The organism is Psychrobacter sp. N25K4-3-2, from assembly GCF_015351755.1.
Classification (GTDB): Bacteria; Pseudomonadota; Gammaproteobacteria; order Pseudomonadales; family Moraxellaceae; genus Psychrobacter; species Psychrobacter glaciei.
Genome location: NZ_JADKLX010000001.1, coordinates 102,559 through 127,946 on the forward strand (window position 1 = coordinate 102,559; position 25,388 = coordinate 127,946).

16 protein-coding genes are annotated in these 25,388 nt (G+C 44.5%); 15 read left to right on the forward strand and 1 reads right to left on the reverse strand.

Annotation, left to right across the window (positions count from 1 at the left end; translation table 11 throughout):
* The first annotated feature begins 62 nt into the window (after window positions 1-62).
* From IOD06_RS00415 to IOD06_RS00475, 13 genes are all read left to right on the forward strand, one after another.
* Window positions 63-1,016 (forward strand): ABC transporter substrate-binding protein, encoded by a 954-nt coding sequence (locus IOD06_RS00415; RefSeq protein ID WP_227669822.1) that lies wholly within the window; start codon window positions 63-65, stop codon window positions 1,014-1,016.
* Window positions 1,013-3,184: a Fe(3+)-hydroxamate ABC transporter permease FhuB gene (fhuB, locus tag IOD06_RS00420; protein ID WP_194618475.1), complete on the forward strand. Its 2,172-nt coding sequence runs from the start codon at window positions 1,013-1,015 to the stop codon at window positions 3,182-3,184. The genes IOD06_RS00415 and fhuB overlap by 4 nt, the downstream gene beginning before the upstream one ends.
* A 369-nt stretch (window positions 3,185-3,553) precedes the next feature.
* A complete protein-coding gene (locus tag IOD06_RS00425) occupies window positions 3,554-4,903 on the forward strand; it encodes a diaminobutyrate--2-oxoglutarate transaminase family protein (protein ID WP_194618477.1) in 1,350 nt (449 codons plus the stop codon).
* 127 nt (window positions 4,904-5,030) lie between these two features.
* On the forward strand, window positions 5,031-6,524 hold the full coding sequence (locus tag IOD06_RS00430) for an aspartate aminotransferase family protein (RefSeq protein WP_194618479.1): 1,494 nt from the start codon (window positions 5,031-5,033) through the stop codon (window positions 6,522-6,524).
* A 1-nt stretch (window position 6,525) separates the two neighbouring features.
* Window positions 6,526-8,355 (forward strand): IucA/IucC family siderophore biosynthesis protein, encoded by a 1,830-nt coding sequence (locus IOD06_RS00435; protein WP_194618481.1) that lies wholly within the window; start codon window positions 6,526-6,528, stop codon window positions 8,353-8,355.
* A 275-nt stretch (window positions 8,356-8,630) separates the two neighbouring features.
* Window positions 8,631-10,025 carry a lysine N(6)-hydroxylase/L-ornithine N(5)-oxygenase family protein gene (locus IOD06_RS00440; RefSeq protein WP_194618483.1) on the forward strand — a complete coding sequence of 465 codons (1,395 nt, stop codon included), beginning with the start codon at window positions 8,631-8,633 and terminating at the stop codon, window positions 10,023-10,025.
* 80 nt (window positions 10,026-10,105) lie between these two features.
* The gene (locus IOD06_RS00445; RefSeq protein WP_194618485.1) at window positions 10,106-10,708 is read left to right on the forward strand and encodes a GNAT family N-acetyltransferase; all 603 of its coding nucleotides are present in this window, start codon (window positions 10,106-10,108) and stop codon (window positions 10,706-10,708) included.
* A complete protein-coding gene (locus IOD06_RS00450; RefSeq protein ID WP_194618487.1) occupies window positions 10,708-12,189 on the forward strand; it encodes an MFS transporter in 1,482 nt (493 codons plus the stop codon). Before IOD06_RS00445 ends, IOD06_RS00450 begins: the two co-directional genes overlap by 1 nt.
* Before the next feature lie 120 nt (window positions 12,190-12,309).
* On the forward strand, window positions 12,310-14,223 hold the full coding sequence (locus tag IOD06_RS00455; protein WP_194618489.1) for an IucA/IucC family siderophore biosynthesis protein: 1,914 nt from the start codon (window positions 12,310-12,312) through the stop codon (window positions 14,221-14,223).
* A gap of 4 nt (window positions 14,224-14,227) precedes the next feature.
* Window positions 14,228-16,342, forward strand: a complete 2,115-nt coding sequence (locus tag IOD06_RS00460) for an IucA/IucC family protein (RefSeq protein WP_194618491.1) — start codon at window positions 14,228-14,230, stop codon at window positions 16,340-16,342.
* Between the two features lie 93 nt (window positions 16,343-16,435).
* Entirely contained in the window at window positions 16,436-17,077 is a 642-nt protein-coding gene (locus tag IOD06_RS00465) for an RraA family protein (protein WP_194618493.1), read from the forward strand.
* 204 nt (window positions 17,078-17,281) lie between these two features.
* Complete coding sequence (locus IOD06_RS00470) at window positions 17,282-19,675, forward strand: TonB-dependent receptor (RefSeq protein WP_194618495.1); 2,394 nt, start codon at window positions 17,282-17,284, stop codon at window positions 19,673-19,675.
* Between the two features lie 156 nt (window positions 19,676-19,831).
* Window positions 19,832-20,065 carry a DUF1272 domain-containing protein gene (locus tag IOD06_RS00475; protein WP_194618497.1) on the forward strand — a complete coding sequence of 78 codons (234 nt, stop codon included), beginning with the start codon at window positions 19,832-19,834 and terminating at the stop codon, window positions 20,063-20,065.
* Window positions 20,066-20,179: 114 nt separating this feature from the next.
* Here the strand turns inward: IOD06_RS00475 and IOD06_RS00480 are convergent, their stop codons facing one another.
* A complete protein-coding gene (locus IOD06_RS00480) occupies window positions 20,180-21,130 on the reverse strand; it encodes an EamA family transporter (protein WP_194618499.1) in 951 nt (316 codons plus the stop codon).
* A 168-nt stretch (window positions 21,131-21,298) separates the two neighbouring features.
* On the opposite strand from IOD06_RS00480, the gene IOD06_RS00485 reads away from it, so the two are divergent.
* Window positions 21,299-22,699 carry a PLP-dependent aminotransferase family protein gene (locus IOD06_RS00485; RefSeq protein WP_194618501.1) on the forward strand — a complete coding sequence of 467 codons (1,401 nt, stop codon included), beginning with the start codon at window positions 21,299-21,301 and terminating at the stop codon, window positions 22,697-22,699.
* 330 nt (window positions 22,700-23,029) lie between these two features.
* A complete protein-coding gene (locus tag IOD06_RS00490) occupies window positions 23,030-25,387 on the forward strand; it encodes a PAS domain-containing sensor histidine kinase (RefSeq protein ID WP_194618503.1) in 2,358 nt (785 codons plus the stop codon).
* The last annotated feature ends 1 nt before the right edge of the window (window position 25,388 follow it).

Below are 25,388 nucleotides of genomic sequence, written 5' to 3' on the forward strand. Positions count from 1 at the left end.
TGCCTCCCGTTTTTTATACAGATAAATTATCGAAACGTCCACTAGTTACGTCAGTATCAGTAATGACAACACTGAAATGGTTCGCGCTCTCATTGTGCTTAATATTGACGGCCTGTAATAACCAGACGTCCACACAAAACAGTACCGATCAGCTCGATGAATTACCATCAAGCATTACCTCAGCAGCAGAAAAAAGTGATAGCGATAGGATGAATATCGCCTCTCCTGACTGGGGCAATGCGGCGACTTTGACAGCGATGGGGCATGCACCAATTGCGACAGGTGATATAAGGGTTTGGGATAGGTGGGTTGGAAGCCCTAAATTGCCCTCATCAACCGTAGATTTGGGCATCCGCTATCAGCCCAATGCTGAGCTAATCGCCCAATTGCCTGTTGATATGGTGATAGACAATTACTTTTATGAGCATGCGCGTAATTTATACGGTGATGTCCCTGCTGAGTCTGTGATGTCAGCGGCAAAAGGAGAGACGGCAACGTGGGCGGACTATACCGAACCAACGCGGAAGCTTGGCATGCTGATCGATAACCCAAAGATGGCTGAAGACTATATTGTACAAAGTCAGAAAGACATACAGCTGGCCAGTCAGCAATTGCAGCAGCGTTATCCAAGAGTCAAAAAGTTTGCGGTGGTGCAGTTTGCGGATGCTAATAACATGCGTATGTATGTGGCAAACAGCTTATTTCAACCTGCGTTAGAGCAGATGGGTAGAGAGCTTGTGGTATTGGGCAAAGGCAATAATTGGGGATTTGTGCCGATACGGATGGGAGATTTGGCGCAATTAGATGATGAGACTTGTTTATTAATTATTGACCCACTCAGTCCAATCACTAGAGCTGAAATTGATGACAGCCTTATTTGGCAGCGTTTAGGTTATGGCAATACCCGCTGTGTGGGTGAGCTACCTCCAGTATGGATTTATGGCGGTATGTCGTCATTGGTCAGCCTAGCAAATAACTTGTCAGACGTTTCATTAAAAGGCGGGGATCTACTATGAGCGCCAATATAAATACTCACAACAATCATATCAATAACAACACCGATAGTGCTCATACGATGACATCAGCTTCTGAAACCGTAACGACTCCAAAACCATTATCGTTGCCATCTTCATTGACGTCATCAAAACAGTCATCACCACTGAGTCAGCCACCCAATCAACCCAATTCCCAGACTTCTTTGTTTGCCAGTATGTCTTGGCGACTATGGGCCATGCTAATCGGATTAGCGGCTTTGTCGTTATGGAGTAGTTGGGCGCTGCTAGATCAACAGTGGACGCGCCCACTGAGTGATTTGCTTATACCAAGCTCGCAATTGGATATTGCCAATATGGCGATACAGCTACATATCGTGGCGACCAGCGTAGTGGCGTTGTTGGCTGGCGGGCTATTAGGTGTGGTCAGTATTTTGCTACAACAATTGGTAAAAAACCCCTTAGCATCCGATACGACGCTAGGGGTGGGCGTGGGTGCACAGTTGGCCATGCTTATCGTCACGTTGTTTTTGCCAAGCTTGGCTATTTATGGCGGTATTTATGTGGCCTTTGTGGGGGCTATCATCAGTATGGGTCTGGTCTTTGCCTTATCAGCACCCAGTCGATTTAATCCATTGATTTTGATACTGGCCGGTTTGGTAGTCAATATTTTGCTGGCCGCAGTGGCCAATGTACTGGTGCTGTTTTTTGCTGAGCGTAGTAATGGCATGCTGTCATGGGCGGCTGGATTTTTGGTACAAAGCAGCTGGCATACCAGTATCACGCTAGTCATCACTGCCATTTTGATGGCGGTCGTATGTCTGCCATTACTAAAACCATTAACGCTTATGAGTCTAGATGACACGCAGGCAAAACGTCTGGGTGTACCTATTAATGGGATTCATGCACTGGTTGTATTGGTGGTAGCCGTTGTGACCGCTTTAGTGATTAGTGAAGTTGGCTTGATTGGTTTTATTGGTCTTGGTGCAGCAAGTTTGGTCAATGCGCTGGGCATCTCTGCTATTGGTAAGCGTTTGGCTACTGCTTTTGGGTTGGGGGCGCTGCTGTTGTTGTTGACTAGCAATGTCGCGTTACTGCTTGAGCCGATACTTGATATGCAGATTCCAGCTGGTGCCATGACAGGTATCTTGGGTGCACCGTTGATTATTTGGCTGATTTTGCGTCAGCGTCGCGAGCGGATAGAGACAGTGACGCCTATGCTTGCGGGTAAGCATACATCCATTGCATTTTGGCGATGGGGTGTTGGGGTGCTCGCCCTTATCCTGCTGGCTTGTCTTTTTGTACAAGATATCAATGGTTGGGGGCTTAGTACAGATTGGGCGCTCACGCAGCAGTACCGCTTGCCTCGTAGTTTGAGCGCTGCGGCCACAGGCTTGATGTTGGCAGTTGCAGGCGTGCTACTGCAAACTTTAACGCGTAACCCCATGGCCAGTCCTGAGGTATTGGGTGTCAGTTCGGGTGCCGCACTTGGGGTCATTTTAGGGTTTTTATTATTACCAAGTTTAGGGCTATCCGCTGGAGCAGGGACGCTATTAATCTCAGGATTGTCAGGTGCGATGGCTGTGCTGCTATTGATTATTTGGCTAGCACGCAGGGTCAGCTCAGGTTATTTATTACTGGTAGGCATAGGCATTGCCGCCATGATGGATGGGGTGATGCATATGGTCAAGCTCTCAGGAGATCCGCGTCTAGAAGCGATGCTCAGCTGGCTGTCAGGGACAACTTATAGCGCCCAGCCCAGTACGGTATGGTATCTCATTGGCATCGCTGCTATCTTATTTGTGCTCAGCCTACTGCTGATTAAGCCTTTGCGCGTTCTTGGACTAGGTACAGGTGTGGCGCGTAATCTAGGTGTGGCAGTTACGCCAGTGACTTTGTCATTATTGGCATTAGTAGCAGCGCTTAGTACGGCTAGCACGCTTGCCGTTGGCCCGTTGAGCTTTATTGGTTTGATGGTGCCACATTTGGCTACTTCACTGGGAGCTGTGAAGCTTGAACGGCAATTGCCACTAGCTGCACTTTTAGGGGCAGGGGTAATGGTGATAGCGGATTGGATTGGCCGTTATGTTATTTTTCCTTACGAGCTGCCTGCTGGTACGATTGCTGCCATTATCGGTGGTGGATATTTCTTATGGCTCATTCGTAAGGTGCCAGCCTCGGCCAGTAGATAGCCGCTGTTTTTAGATAGTTCTTAACTAACGATAAAAGTGAACACAGATAGTCTAGAACTATCTGTACTTGGGAGCTGTGTGTCATTGATTAGTCGACAGTTTGTAGTAGCCTGCATTGTTCCTAATTAATAGCTCTTGATTTGTCGTTCTTAGATTCACACTAGCTGCTATCTTTGTCATTTTTATCAACAGAAAATTCGCAAACTGGGTTGACAGTCAGTTATTGGTAGTAGATACTACGCCTCATTAATAATAATGATTATCATTTACATTATCATTCAATATAATGAGCGTTATTTTAAGAAGTAAGCGTCAAACCTTACTTTCGAATGTTTATCCAAGACTACTGACAATAACAAGGCTGAAGCTATGGACACGATCTTATTAGACGAATCACGTGATAACGAATGCTACTTAAATCGTCAAGAACAATTTGAATCAAAGGTTCGTAGTTATCCACGTAAGCTACCTTTTGCGATTCAATCAGCCAAAGGGGCGTGGATTACTGATGTGGAAGGTAATGAGTATATCGACTGCCTATCAGGTGCTGGCACGCTGGCACTTGGACACAATCATCCCGTAGTCATAGAAAGCATCAAAGCGCTATTGGACAGCAACCTACCGATGCATACATTGGATATTACCACTCCGTTAAAAGACAAATTTAGCGAGTTCATGTACAAGCTACTCGCGACCAATAGCGATGAGTATTGCTTGCAGTTTTGCGGGCCGACAGGCGCTGATGCGGTAGAAGCGGCTATTAAACTGGCCAAGCAAGTCACTGGTCGTTCAGGTGTTGTCAGCTTTAGCGGTGGCTATCATGGCATGACGCATGGCGCGCTGGCGGTGACAGGAAACTTGGCACCTAAACAAGGCATCGAAGGACTGATGGGCTCGGTACAGTTCTTGCCTTATCCCAATATGTATCGCTGCGCATTTGGCTTGCCTTTTGAGCAAAGCATCCATGCCCATATGAGCTACTTTGAAAACTTCTTAAAAGATGTAGAGAGCGGTGTGGTGAAACCAGCAGCGGTCATTTTAGAAGTTATACAAGGGGAAGGCGGCGTTAACCCTGCGCCGATAGAGTGGCTGAAGCATGTGCGCCGAGTGACAAAAGAGCTTGGCATTATGCTGATTATCGATGAAGTGCAAACAGGATTCTGCCGTACAGGACGTTGGTTCGCTTATCAATATGCGGATATCGATCCCGACATGATTGTGATGTCAAAAGCAATCGGTGGTGGGCTGCCACTTGCGGTATTGGGTATCAAAAAACAATACGATGTATGGCAGGCAGGCAATCATTCTGGCACATTTAGAGGCAATCAATTGGCGATGGCGACTGGCCTTGCTACCCTCAATTACTTAAAAGACAACAACGTTGCTGACTATGTTTTAGAAATAGGCACGTGGTTTATGGCGCAGCTAAAAATACGCCAACAGCGCTATCCACAAATGGGCCAAGTCAGAGGACGTGGTCTCATGATTGGTATAGAAATTATCAATCCCAGCCTACCTAAGCAAAATGACGGTAGCTATCCAGCAGACAGTGAGGTGGCTGCCAAAATCCAACAAGCGTGTTTCAAACATGGATTGGTGATTGAAAAGGGCGGGCGCGGTGGCACAGTACTGCGATTATTGCCGCCCCTCAATATAACCAAAGATGAGCTGCAGCAAGTCTTGCAAAGGCTTGATATGGCGCTAGAAGACAATCAATAGTCTTGCCAGCGCCTTAGTATGATTCACACGTTTATAAAAAAATCTGATAACAACTCTAATAACGACTCTAATAATAAGTCACTTATTTGCGATTTATACCATCGTAGAATAAACAAGTGAGGATATTTTGCATTTATTAAACCAGCAAACCAGTGAGCAATATGTCACGCATATGCAAAAAACCAGCGCTGTCATAAAACAGTGGCTAGACGACAATAACGTGTATTTGGGCGGCACACCGCAACAAGTGCAAGCGACCAATGCCTTTAGCATCCGTGAGCAAGGCCGAGACATCGACACGATACTCGCTGATATTCAAAGTAAGTTTTTGCCCAGTTGTGTGTCGACGGCCAATGCGAATTGCTTAGCTCATTTGCATCCGCCCACACTGGTCATCGGTCAGATTGCTGAGATGATTATCGCGGCTACTAACCAAAGTATGGACTCGTGGAATCAAAGCCCAGCCGCGACCTATATCGAAAAAGATCTCATTCATTGGTTATGTGAACGTTGTGGGTTCGACAATACTATTGATACCCAAACAGGCAGTAACGCTGGTGGTGTCTTTACCAGTGGTGGTACGCAAAGTAATCTGATGGGTTTACTGCTGGCACGCAATCAATTCTATAAGGCTAAGGGCGTTGATGTGCAAAAGGACGGCCTGGTGGGTCAGTCTGTTGGCAAAATTTTGTGCTCAGACCAGGCGCACTTTTCTATTGAAAAAAACGCGGCACTATTGGGTTTGGGTCAGAAATCCGTCATCAAAGTAGCGACTGATGCATCAGGTGCCATGCTGATATCTGACTTACAACATCAGATAGATAAGCTAGGCGCTTGCAATGTGATGGCTATCATTGCAACGGCTGGCACCACCGACTTAGGTGCGATTGACCCTCTAACTGCTATTGGCAAAATTTGCCGTGATGAAAACATATGGCTACATGTCGATGCAGCATGGGGCGGGGCATTGCTACTATCACAGCGCTATCGACACTTGATTAAGGGGCTGAATCAAGCTGACTCTATCACCTTGGACTTTCACAAACATTTCTTCTTACCGATCAGCTGCGGTGCTTTTCTCTTACGAGACAATCGAAATTTCGAGAGCATTCGCCATCATAGTGAGTATCTAAACTCTGCTGATGACGAACAAGACAATATCCCAAACTTGGTCACGTACTCTTTACAGACCACACGCCGTTTCGATGCATTGAAACTGTGGATGGCGCTGGACTTACTGGGAACGGATGACTATGCAGCCTTGATTGATAGCTGTCTGGATACCGCCAATCAGGCGGCACAGCTGATTGATGCAAATGAAAATTTTGTACTGGTACATGAGCCTATTATCAGCAGTGTTTTGTTTTACTTTATACCTAAAGATACCGAGCTATCTGATGACCAACTCGCACAGCTCAATCGCCACATTGCACAAGCGTTATTGATCAATAATATTGCCAATGTGGCCACCACCCAGTTTGAGCAGCGCCTTTGCCTTAAATTCACCATTCTAAATCCCAATACCCAAATCAATGATATTGCAGACATCATTGAGCAGATGGCTATTGCTGGTCTTAACCGACTTAATTCTGACAACCTGAACGTTGATGGGAAGAAATAACATGATGCAGCATAAAACGCTTGATCGACTTACACTACAAAATCTAATCAATGCTTACTGTTTTGAGACTGGGCACGGCGATATTATTGCCGTAGAGCAGCAGGATGATATACAGAAGCAGGCCTCACAAAACAAGCCTCTATTAGTGCTAATGCTATTACCTTCGAACACGGTAATGGTCGTACCTGTCGATAGAGTGAGCCAATTGGGTCAGCATCGTTTGGCGGGCACGCCGCTTATATTGAATAAGCAGGTAAGCATACGATCAGACTCGAAACTAGACACGCAACTGGACGACCCTTTGCAAAACAGCCGATGGATAAAGTCCTCTGCTATGAGCCTGGCGTCTTTGATTATTGAAGACATTGTACATCGTTATAAAGACAAAGCGACGCTAGATGCCAATGGCGTATTAAAGCGCTGGATTGAGAGTTATGAGGGGCTACAGATTATTTTAGAGCATCGCAATGATGAGATTGATGACATCGTTGACTATCAGCAAGACTTTATTCAGACCGAACAAAACCTTATTTACGGTCATGCTATGCACCCTACACCTAAAGGCCGTGCTGGTTTTTATGGTGCCGAATGGGCGAAGTATGCGCCCGAGACCAGTAGCAAAACCCAGCTGCATTATTGGCTAGTGCACCCCAGCTGCATTACAGAAGAATTCGTAGATGGCGAGAGTATTACCACAGCGCTCAAATCAAAGCTACAAGCTGATATGAGTGGCTATCAACAGCAACTTGTCGATGAGCATCCAGACTATAAGCTGTTGCCACTGCACCCTTGGCAAGCAAGGTTTTTGCAGCAGCAGCCGTGGTATCAAAAGCTGCTAGAACAAGGTCAATTGTTCGACTTGGGCGAGCTCGGTTGGTATCTGCACCCAACGACATCAGTACGCACGCTAGCGGCCTTTGATGCGCCTTGGATGTTTAAACTGTCGTTGTCTGTAGCGATTACCAATTCTGTGCGGATTAACCTGCCCAAAGAATGCAAACGCGGTATGCATGCCTGCCGAATCTGGCGTAGCGACTATGGTACTCAGCTCAAAACCGAGTACCCTACAATTGCGGTATTGAATGATCCTGCTTGGATTGCCTTACGTGTCGACGGAAAAATCATTGATGAGACTATTTGTATCTTACGTGACAACCCTTTTACAGAGGATACGCAAGTCACCAATCTTGCCAGCTTAAGCCAAGACCATCCAACCCGTCTCACCAATCGTTTAGAGACACTGTTTAAGTCTATCCATAAACGGACAGATGAACCTTTAGAACAGGTGGCTGTCCAATGGTTTGACACTTATTTACAAGTTGGTTTTATACCGCTTATTCATATGTATTATCAGCATGGTATTGGTTTTGAGGTACATCAGCAAAACAGTCTGATCGAGCTAAAAGACGGCTATCCTACTAAGTTTTGGGCCAGAGACAATCAAGGGTTTGGTTATATTGCAGAGTATGCCACGCCGCTCATTGACGCTTATCCCGAGCTGATTAGCGAAGGAGAGTGCGTCATTCCAGAAGACTTTGCCGACTCAAGATTTGCTTATTATTTAGTTGGTAACAGTATATTTGGTCTTATCACTGCTATTGCTCGTACCCAGCTTGTGAGTGAGGAAGCATTAATCACGACGTTTAAAGCCTGTCTAATGGCGCTAGAGCAGCAATACCCGCATCGTTCGTTATTTGACTTGTTGTTGCGTAGCCCTACATTGCCGTTCAAGGGCAATCTACTCACCAGACTCTATGCACTCGATGAGCTGACCGCACCTGTTGAGACCCAGTCTATTTATGTCGATATCCCAAACCCTATGATGACGTAGCACATCATATTGAGGCAGCAAAGATAAGCACACGATAGAAGTTAGGGTTCAACAAGAATTAGGGCATGTCCTCAATTCAATCGATAGTTATCTAAATGGGTTAAAAATGGCTAAATCTTGCCAAATGGCGTCAAATAGCTGACTAATATCTCGATATTATCTGCGCTATTTTCCTTGTTTGACTGCGATTTATCTCATTTTTATCACCATTTTTAAAGTGAGGACACACCCTAGCACCAGAATTAACGTGACCACCAGATCACTAAGGGGCGACCGTGTTAGATATTATTGGAATTGGCGTAGGGCCGTTTAACTTAAGTTTGGCGGCATTACTGACAAAGACCGACGTAACCGCCAAGTTTTTTGAGCAAAAAGCTGAGTTTAACTGGCATAAAGGTATGATATTGCCAAACACCACACTACAAGTGCCCTTTATGGCAGACTTGGTGACGATGATAGACCCAACCAGTCCGTATTCCTTTTTGAATTATTTGCATACTCAGCACCGATTGCTCAAGTTTTACTTTTTAGAAGAGTTTAAAATTTATCGTAAAGAATACAATCATTATTGCCAATGGGTAGCAGAGCAGCTGGATAGTCTGAATTTTGATGCGGCAGTGATAGACGTGGCGTTTGACGACAATAATGATGGATTTGTGGTGACCGTCTGTGAGCAGGGCATGCAAAACACCTATCATGCTAAAAATTTAGTTATAGGAACGGGCACACAGGCCACGCTACCACCATCGCTGCAAGACATTGCCAAACAAGCGCCTAACCGCTGTATGCATACCGCCCATTTTGCAGACAATTTTGACTTGGATAGCCTCAATGCTAGTAGCCTTGATCTGAATAGCACCAAGACAGACAACAAGCTGACTAAAGTGTTGGTATTGGGATCTGGGCAGTCCTCAGCAGAGGTGTATCGAACGCTGTTTGATCAGCAGTTTGATGGCGATGATAGTACTGATGACGATCCTAAGTTTCAGTTAGATTGGATGACTCGCTCGGCAGGCTTCTTTCCAATGGAATACTCACCATTAGGCTTGGAGCATTTTAGCCCAGCTTATACAGATTACTTTTATCATTTAGACTCAGCAACCAAACCGCAAGTCACTGCCAAGCAAGATCTGCTCTATAAAGGTATGGGCTTTGAGACCATAAAGGGTATATATCATCGTCTCTATGAGCGCAGTATTACCAATCAAGATCTGCATTCGACGTTGCTGTCTAACTGTGAAGTAATTGAAGCGACACTGACAACAATGCTAGAAGTGCCAGAGCCGACAGACACTATAAAACTGGTAGGTAGACAGCGTGAACAGAATCAATCGTTTACTGCTGAATATGACTGTGTGATTGCTGGTACAGGCTATCGTTACGGTCTGCCTGAGTGTTTAAACACGATACTGCCTAGCATCGCACATGATGAGTTTGAGCAGCCAATCATTGATCGAGACTATGTGCTGAAATATGTACTGACACATCAAAAATATAACGCGACTGATGGCAAGATTTTTGTACAAAACCAAGAGGTGCACACCCATGGCGTTGGCGCACCAGACTTGGGGCTGGGTGCCTATCGAGCAGGGTGTATCGTCAATCAGCTAACAGGTGAGCAGACTTACGATACCGATGCCTTAAAAGTATTTCAAAATTTTGGCGCGTAGTGCTTTATAAGACTCATATTTAACAGAAACGATATTAGAGAATATTAATCATCTAAAAAAATAATAATTAGGAGCAAGTCATGCCGACCATTACCCAAAACCTACCTGACACTTTTAGTATTGAAGCTTATCAAAAGACGTTTGCATTGCGACCTGTCAGATACCCAGATGATATGCCATTGCTGTATAAATGGATGCATGCCGAGCATGTGGTCGATCAGTGGCAGCTCCATCTTCCAATGCCGCAGCTAAAAACCCATTTTGAAAAAATGCTGGCCGATGATCATCAGCGTCTCTACCTTATAATTTGTGATGATAAGCCGATTGGTTATACAGAGATTTATGAGACAGCTCGTGACCGGTTATCTCATTATTACAAAGCCAAAGAGACGGACATGGGCTGGCATATTTTGCTTGGCGATCCAGCGGTGGTTGGTAAGGGCTATCTAAAGCCAACAGGCATGATGATCAGCAAGTTTATATTTGAGCATACTGAAGCCAAAAAAATCGTGGTCGAGCCGGATAGTAAGGTTGAAGTGTATCAATGGATTGCTGATAGCTTCGCTTATCGCGTACAACGTCTGATTGAGATGCCAGAAAAAACCGCCTCATTATATTTTTGCAATCGCGATGAATTTCTCGAATCTAGAGGTTATCTGAATTTCTATGGTGCCACTGCTTAATGAGCAACGCTCCTATAAATAGGGCATTTACCAATGAGTCGCCTATAAACGAAGCTTCTAAGAGTAGTAATGGCTTGAGTGACAAACAGGTACAGCGGGTATTACTGACACTATTACTCGGCGGTACGGTGGTGAGTTTTAGTAATAGTGCGCTCAATCCAGCAATTCCTGTTTTTATGTCGGTGTTTGATGTCGACATTGTGATGGGCGGCTGGGTACTAAATGCTTATGTCTTGGCCATGAGTGTAGGGCTGATGCTGAGTGGCTACTTAAACAAAAAGTTTCCTTTTAAGCATGTTTATTTGGCGGCAATTTTTGGATTTATGCTGGGCTCAGTCATTGGCATGCTGGCGTCTAGTATGAGCTTTGTCATCATTGCCAGAGCCATACAAGGACTGAGTGGCGGTCTGATTATCCCACTGTCTATTGGTATGCTGTATCAGATTTATCCGCAGAAGCAGCACGGTAGAGTAATGGCGCTATGGGGCATTGTTATTATGATGTCATTAGCGTTTGGCCCTTTGGTCGGTGCTTACTTGGTTGAGCAGTTTGCGTGGTGGACACTGTTTGCCATTACGTTACCACTTAGTATGGCGGTCATGGCGATGGTGTGGTGGTTAATACCTGACATGCGCTCATATGAAAAAAAGAGCCCTTTCGATACCATCGGGTTTGTCAGTTTGCTCATTTGGCTGATGGCTATGATGGTTTGGCTGAGCACGCTGAAAATAGATTTTACTAGTGGATTATTCAGCAGTGAGGGCTTATTAAAGATAGCCACGTTGGGTTTATTATCTGTCGGATTTTTACTGTCCGCGATGGCTTGGTGGGCATACGAGCGGCGTCAGCGTTATCCGTTATTGAACGTGCGCTTGTTCAATAATAAGACCTATTTGCACAGTAATATCATTAGCATTAGCCAAACAGTCGGTTTGATGCTGTGTCTCTTGTTATTACCCGTGTTGATACAAGACGTGATGGGCGAGAGTGCTTTATGGACAGGGGTTGTCCTAATGGTCGCGACCCTCGTGGCCAGTATCACCACGCATTACGCTGGCAAGATGGTAGATAAGCAAGGTGCCAGAGGGATTGGCATCGTAGGAATTGCGATTAGTGCGCTGTCTACCTTGATGCTGGCATGGTGCTTGTATCAGCCCACACTTTGGCTATTAATGCTAATTATGAGTATGCGCGGTGTCGGAGTGGGTCTAGCATACCTGCCAACCACGACCGTTGGGTTTAGCAGCTTACCCAAAGACGCAGTCACTGAGGGAGCCGCACTTAATAACATCAGTCGCCGCATCATCTCTACCATATTTATCACGCTGTCCACCCTTTATATAGGCAGTCGAAGTGCGCAGTTATTAGCAGCAGGTAGTAGTGACGGCATGGCAAGCGCGATCCAAGAAATACTGGTGGTCATCGCGGTGATTTTATTATTCACGATTCCTTCAGCGTGCAAATTACCACGATCCCCATAAATAAATACCCCGTATAGGGGTTTACTTTAACTTATTAACGTAAATAATTATTATTCGCTTTAAACGTATCTAAATTCATACTTTTATTTGATCCAATTTTCAGACAGGAAGCTTATATCTATGTCCAATAATCTAGCAAACTCTACCAAAAATAATAATAGTGCAAATATAACTTATGCGACTAAACCGTGGCAAGTGCCTGTCGATTCTAAAATTATGGCACGCGCTGAGCAACGAGTGATCAAGCAATTGCTACAAGCATTGTTATATGAAAATATTATTGATTTTGAATTTGAAAGTGCGAACAACGCTCATGACAGTGCTGATAATGAGACGCTGCTGAATTTTGTTATCAAGGCAGGTGATGATGTCAGTTATACCGCGCAAGGTTATATTCATTACAGTTTTGACATCATCCGTTTTAATGAGCCAAATGTTCAGCGAGTGGTTAATAGTGTTGCCCAAGACGCCATTCTTGAGCATGTGATTAGTGATATCTTGCTAAATATTGAAGGTGCAGAGCTCAAAGACAGCTTTATCAAAGAGCTGCGCCATACCTTAGTGAATGAAACACAATATCAGATACTGGCTTCTAATATACCTGTGCCTATTGATACGCTCACTTATGAGCAACTCGAAGGCTATTTGACGGCAGGGCATCCTTATCATCCGTGTTTTAAGTCTCGTATTGGTTTTGATTTGCAAGATAACTATGACTATGGCCCAGAGTTTGATCAAAACATCGGCGTGGTGTGGTTGGCGGTCAAAAAAGAGCTACTGGTGAGTAATACCACTACCGGCATCGATATAAATGAATGGATAAAAGATTATGTAGGTGCGAATGAATTTTCTGCACTCAATGCCAAACTCATAGAAGTACTTGTAATTGCAAATGAGACGGCTAATGACTATTGCCTAATACCTGCGCACCCTTGGCAATGGCAAAACACCTTAATTCAAGTATTACAACCATTGCTTGCCACGCAAGAGGTTATCTATTTGGGTGATGCAGGTCATCAGTACCGTGCTCAGCAGTCTATTCGCTCATTGACGATGCTTGGTGATAGCGATGACAATGGTAACAACGACACTATTAATGAAAAAGCCTACCTAAAGCTAAGTATGCACCTGATTAATACCTCAAGCACGCGAATACTAGCAAAGCATACCGTGATGAATGCTGCTGTTGTCACTACCTGGCTAAATCAACTGATTGCCGACGACAAGACCGCCCAAGCATTACCCATTGCGTTTTTAGGTGAGACCGTTGGCGTTAGTTTAGATCATGAGGCGTTACGTTCGCGCGGCTATCAGCATCCAAATATGTATGGCGGGCTAGCTGCGATTTGGCGAGAAAACGTAAACCAGTATCTATCAAAATGTCAAACAGCATTTCCGCTAAATGGTGTCAGCTATGTCAATGCTGATGGCTCGCATCTGATAGCACCTTGGTTTGATAAATATGGTGTAGAAACATGGATTGCGCAGTTAATTAAGGTTACTGTAACCCCTTTATTGCATATCCTATTTGGTTATGGTGTGGCACTAGAATGCCATGCGCAAAACATCGTCTTGGTACATGAAGATGGCTATCCCGTAAAAATATTATTAAAAGACTTGCATGACGGGGTTCGTTATTCACCTAATCATTTGACCCAACAACACTTGCGTCCAGACTTTTATAGCTTGCCACCTGCCCATGCTGCCTTGAATAGAGGCTCATTTATCGAGACCGAAGATACCGATGGCATTCGTGATATGACGGTTGCTTGCTTATTCTTTGTGGCGTTGTCAGATATTGCGATTTTTATGCAGACGCATTATAACTATTCTGAAGTGGCGTTTTGGCAACAGGTTGCTGACTGCGTGACTGACTATCAAACCTCTCATCCAGAGCATCAAGTACGGTTCGACTTGTTTGATGTATTCGCTGAACAAACGCGCATTGAGTCATTGGCTAAGCGCCGATTATTCGGAGATAAAGCATTCCCGATTAAATACATCAATAACCCACTGTTTAAAAGTCGGGGGTGAAACGATGCATACATTATTTCCTGTGCAAACCCCTGTGAAAAAAAGCTCCCTTGATGCAAACCCTGAACCGGATATCGAGGCCATCCAATGGTCGTTGATTAGTCATTTAGTAGAGTGCTTTCTATTAGAGCAGTGGGTGGATGAGCACCTTATTCAAGTGACAACCACCGCTGAGTACTTGGCAAATTATCAAACGTCACAAGCTCAAGACGCGCATCAATTTATAGCGTCGCTATCACAGCAGTATCGAGATTTCTTTGACCAAGATAACCCATTGATGGAGATAAAACTTGACCAAAATAGACAGTTATTGCTACTGGTCGAGCCTGCTTATTCTTCACCATGGCGACTATCTAAATCCTGTTTGCCTGTCATACACAGTGTCAATGACAGTCTGAACAACAACTTGAATGCCAGTCTTGATAGTAATATCAATAATAGCCATCATGTGGACTGCGCTTTGCTAGAGCCAGTAAGCTCAGCACAGCACTTGTTAGATATCTTTTTATCAATGATGGATAGTGCCAGCTTATCTGACGTCGGTGTCTTAAAGCTAAAAGAGAGCTTAGAGGCTTCTTTTATAGCGCAGCAACAGTCAGCAGTGGCAAGCATCACGACTACAGTATGTCAGAATCCGCATTGGCATCAAACCTTGATTGCAGTGGAGCAGTGGGCTTCACTGATGGATCGTCCGTTTCATCCATTAGCAAAAGGCAAGTTGAACTTTACTTCACAAGAGTATAAACGCTATATGGCAGAGTTTAATCAGCCTATCACGCTAGTATGGGTCGCCATCGCCAACAGCCATGTCATGGTGGCAGAGCATGTTCAAGACACAACAACGCAAAATCCAGCGAAATATCTTTTGGATACTATGCAGCAGCAGAAGTTGATGCGAGAGCTAGATGACAAAGGCATAGCGGATACGCACATTGCGATGCCCGTACACCCTTGGCAAATGATTCATGTGATTGATGAGATGTATGCCGACGATCTTGCCAATGGCACAGTTATTTCCCTCAAGTTTGACGAGCTAATTACTTATGCCAGCTCATCCATGCGCAGTATGTTAATTGATGCTGATACACCAAATAGCATTAAGCTGCCCATAGGTGTATATGCACTAAACTCAAAGCGCTACTTGCCAGCCCTCAAGCTGATCAATGGTGAAAAAAACCAAGCCATATTGATGCAGGCAAGAACGTTAGACCCTGTACTATCAGCACAGTTACGGTTATGGGATGAGCGCCTATGGTGGGGTTACATGTCTCCGCCTCATTTGCATGATAAAAGCGCTATCAATCCTTATTTTTATCAAGAAAAACCCACGCATTTAGGCGCGATGCTACGTCAATTACCAGCAGATCTGTGTGACGATACGATTCGATTATTACCGATGGCAAGCTTGGGTATGTTGGTATATCAGCAAGGTGTCAGCCATCACATTTTTGACGGGATTGTTCAGGAGAGCATTAATAGTAGCCAAAACAGTGCTCAAGACAGCTTTCAAGAAGGCTCGCCACAGAATAAAAAACTCGCTGTGATAGCGTGTTTTAAAAATCTTTGTGATGTATTTTTGGGGACGATGCTGCGCTGCTTACGCCTAGGGTTTGCGCCTGAGATGCATGGGCAAAATATTGTTATTGTATTAAAAGACAATCGTTTTACCAGTCTGTTATTGCGTGACCATGACTCCGTACGCATCCATCTAGCATGGCTGGCACGTCAGAAAATAGCAGATCCTGAATATCTGAGCCCACCAGATTTTAAGAATCGTCTATATCGAGAGACGCCGCAAGCGCTGATATTTTATCTACAGTCGTTAGGGCTACTGGTTAATATTCGAGCGATTATCGAGTCATTGGTTGAGCACTATCATATTAATGAAGATGCGCTGTGGCACGAGGCAATGATAAGTATCGAGGAATCCTTAGTGACTATCGATTTTGATGATGATCAGCGTCAGATACTCCGTGATGAGCTATTGAACAGTTCACATTATCCGCATAAAACATTGCTATTGCCTGTGATTGCATGTGGCTCCGATCCTCATGGCAGTATGCCAGCTGGAGAAAGCAAAACGATCAATCCGTTTACGCGTGTTAAGAAAAGCCGCTAGCCAATTAACCCTTTTAACTAATAGCTACTTAGTGATGCGACAAAAGTTATCAAGAAACAAGCAAAAGCTAAAAAGCACGATAGTGAGAACACAATGAATGACATCGATATTCACGACCTTATAGACAGTTATAAAGAGATAGGTACCTCAACCATTGGTCATCTGACTGGGGAAGGGTATTTACCAGATATCAAAGCTCTGAATCCTTGCACGGCTACCATAGTCGGCCGAGTGTTAACAGTACAACTAACCTCGGACAACACGGATGTGATCAATCAGGCATTGATTCAAGCAGCGCCCAATGATGTGTTATGTATTGATGCTCAAGTATTAGGCGTCACCGCATGTTGGGGAGCACTGCGCACTTGTGCGGCTATCTATGAGAAGCTGTCAGCCGTCATTATTATTGGGCAGGCAACGGATTCGGTACAAATTCAGCAGCTAAGTTTTCCTGTATTTGCGCAGGGTATCAGCGCTGTGACCACCTTCAAGAGCAACCAAGCACAGGGCACGCTGGCGTCCGATATTTGCTATCGCTTTGGTGAGCAGACCACGACGATCCGTTCAGGCGATATCGCCATTATGGATAATGACGGCGTATTTATATTATCTGTTGATGTAGCGCAGCAGCTATTACTAGATTGCCAAAAAAAGCACAAAGCAGATGAGATAAAGTTTCAGATGTTTTTTGAGGCGTATCGTAATAATCAGTTAGATAAGTTGTTTGAGAGCTAGGGCGTGTCCTAGTGAAGTTATCAAAAAAATATTTTCAGCTAACCCAGAATCATCATAAGTAAGCACTTACTAACAAAGTATAAATACATATAGAAATAAAAACGATTATCATTTACAATATCGTTCACAAAGTTAGTACACACAGTATTGTTAGCTAAATATAACTGATACCACTATTTGACTATCCAACTAAGTGAAGTAAATATGAAAAGCCATCATCAAGTTGCTCTATCCGTTCTTACCCTTTGCATTAGTCAGCAATTATATGCACAAACCGATGTCAGTGCTACGGGCGTTGCTGCCAATGCGGCTACGTCAGAAGCGTTGGCCTCAAATTCAACATCAAGTTCGGCATCAACTGAAGCTCCCAATGTGACTTTAGACACTATCAATGTCACTGCTAAGGCCAGAACAGGTACGGCACTGGCGCAAAAAATTAGCGAGATGCCAGCCGTTACGCAAGTGATTACTGAAAATGAGATTCAGATGCAGGCAACGGGTGACCGTACCACTGGTGATATATTGGCGCAGCTGATTCCGAGCCTAGGTGCCAGTAGCGGTTCAACCAGTAACTATGGCACTACCATGCACGGCCGTCCAGTACAGTTTTTGCTGAATGGTGTGCCATTGAGCAGTTCACGTAGCCTCTCACGTGAGTTAAATAGTATTGATTCTGCACAGCTTGAGCGGGTAGAGGTACTCTCAGGCGCTACCAGTATCTATGGTGCTGGCGCGGCAGGTGGTCTTATCAATCTCGTGACCAAATCTTTGGTCGGTTATGGTCCCATCAGACAAACCAGAGTCGGCGTCAGTAGCAGTCGTGGCTTTGAGTCAGACTCATTGGGTTATCATGTAGGACAAACCTTAGGATATGGCGGCGAGCGAGTGTATGGTCGTCTAGATGTTGATTACGATAGCAAAGGCGGCAAGTTTGATAGCAAAGGCAACCGTATCAGCCCAGATGTGAACCAAACGGACCAACAAGATACCGAATCGCTAAGTGTTAATGGTAGCTTAGGTGTAGAGCTCACTGACAGCCAACGTCTTGACCTTGCAGTGACTTACTATAAAGATGAGCAAAACACCGACTACGGCCCAGACTATGGTGATGGTTTGGCAGTGTTGTTTGGCGCAAAGCCTTCCTTAAAAGCCATCGATGGTGCCGACGTAGAAAACGAGCCTTACACCACTAAGACCTCAATGAACTTGAACTATAATAATGACGATATTGCAGGTTCAAGCTTAAGTGTGACGGGCTACTATCGAGACGAAAAAGGCCGTTTTTATCCTTCTGCCAAGAGCGCAGCAACCCAAGCAGCTGAAGTATGGCAGGCCAATGGTTTGACTGATGAAAAAACCGTGAACAAGCTTACCAGTGCTGCAGTATTTGTAACCCAGTCAGAAGCTGATATCGAAGTAATGGGTTTGCGGGCAGCCATGCAAACCGAAACCGAAATCGCAGGAAAAAAGACACTGTTTAGCTATGGTGCTGATTTCGAACGAGAAAACAGCGAGCAGACCTATTATGGTCAAAACCTAAACACGTTTCTTGCCAGTAATGGCTTAAGCGCCCAAACCAATGGACTTACTTATAACGGTGGACCAGATACTACCATCGATAAATGGGGCGCTTTTGTCAATGCAGATGTAGACATCACTGATAAATGGCATACCAGTGCTGGCGTGCGTTATCAAAAGCTTAAGTCAGAAACCGATGCTTTTACGCCCATCTATGAGCAGCTGCTTGAAGAGTATTTTAATAACCCTGATATCAGTAGCATAAGCGATGCTTACGGCATTGACTATCAAGCAGGCGACGTAGAAAAAGGCAATACAGACCACGACAAAACCTTGTTTAATCTCGGTACTAGCTATCAGTTAACCCCAAATGATCAGATATTTGCCAATTTTTCACAAGGGTTTACCACAGCGGATATCCAGCGTGCGCTGCGTGATGTGCGTGCAGGTTTCGTGGTCAACTCAGACAACGTACAGCCGATTGCGATTAACAACTACGAGTTTGGCTGGCAAGGCAAGCATGGTGATACCGCAGCGCGCTTGAGCGGTTTTTATAACGAATCAGACAAAGTCGTACGTTTTACTGACAGCTATACTGTAGAAGTGGTCGATACTGATGAGCGTGTTTATGGTGTTGAAGGGTTGCTCAGTCACGACATTAGTGATAAATGGCAAGTGGGCGGTAGTGTCGCTTATACCCGTGGTCAGTATGACAAAGATGGTGATTGGTTAGAGCTAGATGCAGTACGTCTAACACCGCTCAAAGGTACTGCATTTGCGCAATACAACTTTGATGAAGGCAGCAATGTCCGCTTGCAGGCATTAGCGATAGGCGGCGATGATGAAGCCTTTAAAGATCAACAAAAAGACCCTGACTCTAGTGCCTTGCCTGTCACCGGCTATATGACACTTGATGTATTGGGACAAGTAAAAATGCCAGTAGGCCGAGTAGATTATGGGGTTTATAACCTACTGAATAAAGACTATCTAACGGTCTATCATCAAACCACTTACGGAGACCTGAACCGCTTACCGGCATCAGGCACCACCTATGGCTTAAGCTACACCGTTGATTATTGAATAATAAGTACTCAAAAGCCTTTCATACTAATTGTTTGATAGTATGGAAGGCTTTTTTATTTAGGGCGTGTCCTCATTTTAAAAATGGTGATAAAAATGAAATAAAGTCTCTCTATTTGATATTATTTAATACTACTACTGTAAATGGAAGATAATATGCTTGAGCTAAGACCCAATTGTGAATGCTGTGATAAAGACCTGCCGCCTAATGCTACAAATGCGATGATCTGTAGTTTTGAATGTACGTTTTGCACCTCTTGTGCGGCTAATGTTTTAAATAACTATTGTCCTAATTGTGGTGGTAATTTAACCGTCCGTCCTATACGTCCTGCGTCTCTACTTAAACAGTATCCGGCATCATTAAAGCGTGTGGTCAAAAGAGACAGGTAAAATGCAGTTAAAATATAGTGTTTAGATGTCTATTCATTGCCATGCCATTTACTAGGGCGCGTCTTCAATTCAGTTGATAGTCATATAAATGGACTGCGTTATCCTCATCCACTACTAAGTAAGAACAGCCTTCCTTCCCAGTCCTATCTTCATATTTGCCAATATCAATCCAGATAAAATGAGCATCATAGCCAGCATTTTCCACCATGTCACCACCTCTCCTGTGAACAACACAGAGGTCGCCATACCGAATATGGGCACCAGTAGAGCAAAGGGCATAACCTTTGAGGCGGTATTTTGCGCCAGCAGATGTGCCCACAGTCCAAAGCCAATCAGGGTTGAGATATAGACTATAAAACCAAGCGATAGCCAAGACTTGAGCGATGCTTGCGTGAACGTCGCTAACTGCCATGCTTCGGTTTCGAATAGTAGAGAAGATAACGTCAAAATCACACAGGCGATCAGACCGCCCCATACCACCAGTGCTAGCGCAGAAAGTGCCGATGTCTTATTTGAAGTTTTATTGTTGCTATTGACAGGCAAGGCAGTAGAAATATTACTGGTACTCTGCTGCGTTGAGGCTTGTTTTGAAGCAATATTGCCAAAGCTCCAGCCTATGGCCGCAATCAAGATACAGATGAAGCTAACCAAGGGCATATCACCACCAAGGTTAAGCGCAATCACACCCAGTCCTAGCACACCGACTACCATACCGATGATCTGCATGCGACTCACGGCTTCATCCAGTATGACAAAAGCCAGTAATACGGTAATAAAGATCTGAACTTGTAGCAATAACGCCGTTAATCCTGCTGATGAACCCAAATGCATGGCGGTGAATACAAAAGCATACTGCATGACAAAGGTGCCGATCGCATAAATAAATAGCGTACGGTTGAATTTAGGCGGCTTGAGAAAAAGTACCAGGGGCACAGCTGTAAAGAAAAAGCGTAGGGCAGTGAGCATTAATGGTGGAAAGCTTTCAAGCGCCCATGCAATAAAGGTAAAGTTCACGCCCCATATAAAGGTAACCAATACGGCTAAGGCAATGTGGATTGGGGTCATAGGATTATCCTAAATAATGATTATTCGTTGTTGATGCACTCAACTATAGTTTAAATGTCCATAACAGACCCGATACAGTTTCACTAATGGTGAACAAAGTGTATAGTTATTCTCAGCATGACACTTCTTTTATTCATAAACCTCATATAAAAATAGGCGTCCTTCATTATGGTCGAAACCTATACACTCAATCCCAATTTAACCAAAACTGCCGCCGTCGCTGAATGGCTACAGCAGCGTATTGACTGGCAGATTTACTTGCCCAACCAACGCGTACCATCGGTGCGAAAGTTAGCGAAACTATTAAATATATCAACCTTTACGGTGGTACAAGCTTATGAGCAATTGGTGGCTACCAGTGTGCTAATCGCTAAGCCCAGCTCGGGCTATTATGTCAATACGCAAGCACAAGTAGTCCAGCCAAATAATGATAAAAGAGTGGTCGTTAAGCACCCAGTAATAGATACGCGCTGGCTGGTACAGCAGGTCTTTAGTGATATTCCACATCATCGCTCGCCAGGAGTGGGAACATTACCGAGAGACTGGATACGTAATGATAAGATGGAATGGGCCATACGGCAGGTCACTCAGCAAGCCGATAGCTTTATCTATGATTATGGCAATGTTCACGGCTATCTACCGCTACGTCAGCAGCTGGTTCAACACCTACATACGCTAGGCATGCAAACTAATGCCGACCATGTAATTACTACAGCAGGAGTGTCGCAAGCCGTGACCATGGTGGCGCGGCTTCTTACTCAAGCTGGGGATACAGTGGTCGTTGATGGGCCGGGCTGGTATTGGCTATCAAGTTGCCTGCAACAACAGGGCTTAAACGTCGTCTCTGTAGAACGTGACCATCAAGGGCCTAATATCGAGCACATGCAAAAGCTATTTGCCACGCATCGTCCTAAGCTATATTTAACCAACAGTGTGCTACATAATCCGACTTCTTATAATCTACATCCTGCGCGCGCGCACCAAGTACTCAATCTTATTCATGAGTACGATGCTTATATTTTTGAAGATGATTTATACGCTGCATTCGTACCGGGTGGCCAAGTGCTGCGTTATGCCAGTCTTGACCAGTTTGAACGGGTTTTTTATGCGACAGGGTTTTCAAAGTCGATGGCGTCCGGCTGGCGAGTCGGCATGTTAGTCTGTCCTGATAACTATATCGATGATGTATTACGTATGAAAACCTTGAGTAATTCAAACACGCCAGAATTTGGTGAACGAGTTTGTCATCATTTATGGACGCATGGTGAGTATCATCGACAGATTAAAAAAGTGCAGCAGCATTTATATAGCGCTCATGAAAGAATGCGCCAAGCATTACCAAAGATAGGCCTTATCTACCCTGAACATACACAAGCAGGTCTCTTTGTTTGGGTAGACACGGGGCAAGATACGAGCCAGCTGGCACTAGATGCCTACAAAGAAGGCTGGCTGGTCGCACCGGGGCAATTGTTTTATCCAGATGCAAGTGCTTCAACTCATCTAAGACTCAATGTATCAACAACTAGCGATGATTTTTTGGCGTGGTTAATGAAGTATTTAGATAATTAAATATAAGTAACTGTCTTCTATCAAAAATATAATTTTACCACTAGTAAGAAAAGTAATAGTAAGCAAAATAATGTTCACACCTACCTAATTTATACTAAGCAACTAGCAAAGACAAATGCTGGCAGGATTGTATCTCCTAACATCACCACAGTTGTCGCTAAAATTAAAAGCTACTGGTTAACACCTGATAAAACAAAACTTTTGTCATCATATTGTCATGACGGCATCGTATCCTTGAGCCCACTATAAATGGTGGTTGCGTATCACTGATGTCTTTATTCATTAAGTGATTCATTGATGTTGGTAGACGCATCAATATAAGGTTTATCTATGAGTGTTGCTGGTCGGCTTGGTAGTATTTCCACACGTATGCTGATTATTTTAGCGTTGGCTTTTTTACTAATTATCCTGATGGTGTACTGGGTCATCGAAACCCAAGCTAAGCCTCGCATACTGGAGATGACCTCAGAGACGGTGGTTGAAACGGGTAACGAAGCCATTAATAGCATTATGGCAAATATCAGCCACGTCGACGGACTGGCAAAGGCAGCCAGTGCGATGGCTGGCGGGTTACCAAAAGAAGACCGCCTTTATAAAGAAACCTTTGGCAATCTCATGCAACAGACCGATCAACGGATTGTGGGCGGTGGCGTGTGGTTTGATCCAAATATGTATGCTCAAAACCGAGAGCGCCAGTCGTTTGTGTGGGCGCGTGATGACTCAGGCAACATGCAGCCGTTAGAGTATTATAATCAAGTGCGCCAAACGCCGAGTCCCTATTATCGAGAGTGGTGGTACATTCCTGCGATGTACGCACGCCATGACCACTGTGTCTGGAGCCGTGCCTATGTCGATCCGCAAAGCAATCAGCCGATGATGACGTGTGCCAAGGCATTGTATGACAGTCGCAATCAGGCTTTTGATGGGGTAGTGAGTTTTAATCTGCTATTAGATAACCTCGATGACGCCATGAAAAAGTGGCAAGATAAGCTGGGTGGTTATGTCTTTTTGGTAGACTTGGACAATCGATTTTTGACCTTTCCTGATCAATCTATGGTCACGCAAGTGACTGAGGATAACCCCCAAGGCGAGATGGTAACTGCGCATCAATTGGCCGAGAAAAACCCTACCTTTGCACCTATTGCGGACAGCCTAGATAATATTAACCAAACACTCATCGATGAGGCCGTTGCCAAAGATGAAGGTCGTTATACGCTCGCGGCACGTAGTATTTTGAGTACGACTAACCTGAATAAAATCGGCGAACAAGAATCCAAGTTACTGTCAGCATTACTGCTATTAAATATTGACCAAACATTTAATTTGGTAGACAGTCACTTGATTGGGACCATCGCTGTGCCCAATGATTTTGTGTTGCAGCAGCCTGCCACCGCCTTTGTGTTTCGTATGCCGTTTACCTATTGGAAGATGGTCATCGTCAAGCCCAATAATGACATGATGAGCGTGGCAAATGCATTGTCAAACCAGCTGATTCAAACCATGCTACTGGGTTTTATTCCTATCTTGTTGTTGACCGCATGGGCGTTCCGTCGCTACTTTACGCGACCACTAAAGCACATGGCACTAGCAGTGGCTGATATGGGCGCATTGATTGAGCAAAAAAAATATCAACAATTAAGCGCGCTTAAACTACCACACTCAAATGTCAGCGAAATTCAAATCATCAGTGAACAGACCAATCAATTGATCGACCGCGTCGTCGAAAATGAAGGCGCACTTGCTGAAATCAATGTTCATCTAGAAAAACAAGTCGCCGCCCGTACGCAAGACTTACAGCAAGCCATGGATGAGTTAAAAGCCTCACAAGTGCATCTGGTGCGCTCCGAAAAAATGGCTACATTAGGTCAAATGGTGGCAGGCGTGGCACATGAGGTCAACACGCCGCTGGGCTATGTGCGTAGTAACATGGAGCTGGTCGGCGATAATCTTGTTCGTTTTGATGAGCTGCTACAACATACCGATCAATTATTGCAGGCGTTAAAAGCGCCAACTATCAACCAAGAGCAAGTCAAACAGCTGATAGAGCAAACGCTACAATGCTGTGACGAGATTAAAGAAGATGAAGTCAGTGAAGATTTGACCAATCTGATTAAGGATGGACTGTATGGTGTTGATCAAATTGCTGAACTGGTCGTCAGCTTGCGCGATTTTTCTCGAATTGACGAATCTAAGGTAAAAGATATCGATATCAATGAGTGTATCAATACCTCGTTGATTATGGCTCGCAATAACTTAAAAACGCTAGACGTCAAAACCAATTTAGCCGAGCTGCCGCTGATTCAATGTAATCCTTCGCAAATCAACCAAGTACTATTGAACCTATTTAATAATGCCGCCCAAGCCATACCTAGTGATCATAAAGGGACATTAAAAGTCAGCTCGTCTGTTGATAAGGCGCAGCAGTATGTTGTGGTACGCATTATAGACAATGGATCTGGTATCAAAGAGGATGTTTTAAATCATATCTTTGAGCCGTTTTTTACCACCAAAAAAGCAGGCGATGGCACAGGGTTAGGATTGGCCATTACGGCACAAATTATGGAGCAACACGATGGACGCATTGAGGTTAGCTCAATAGTTGGGGAGGGCACGACGTTTACCCTCATGCTACCGATACAGTCTATCGCTCATGAAAAGAAACCTTCGCAAGCCTTATTTGAAAGTTAAG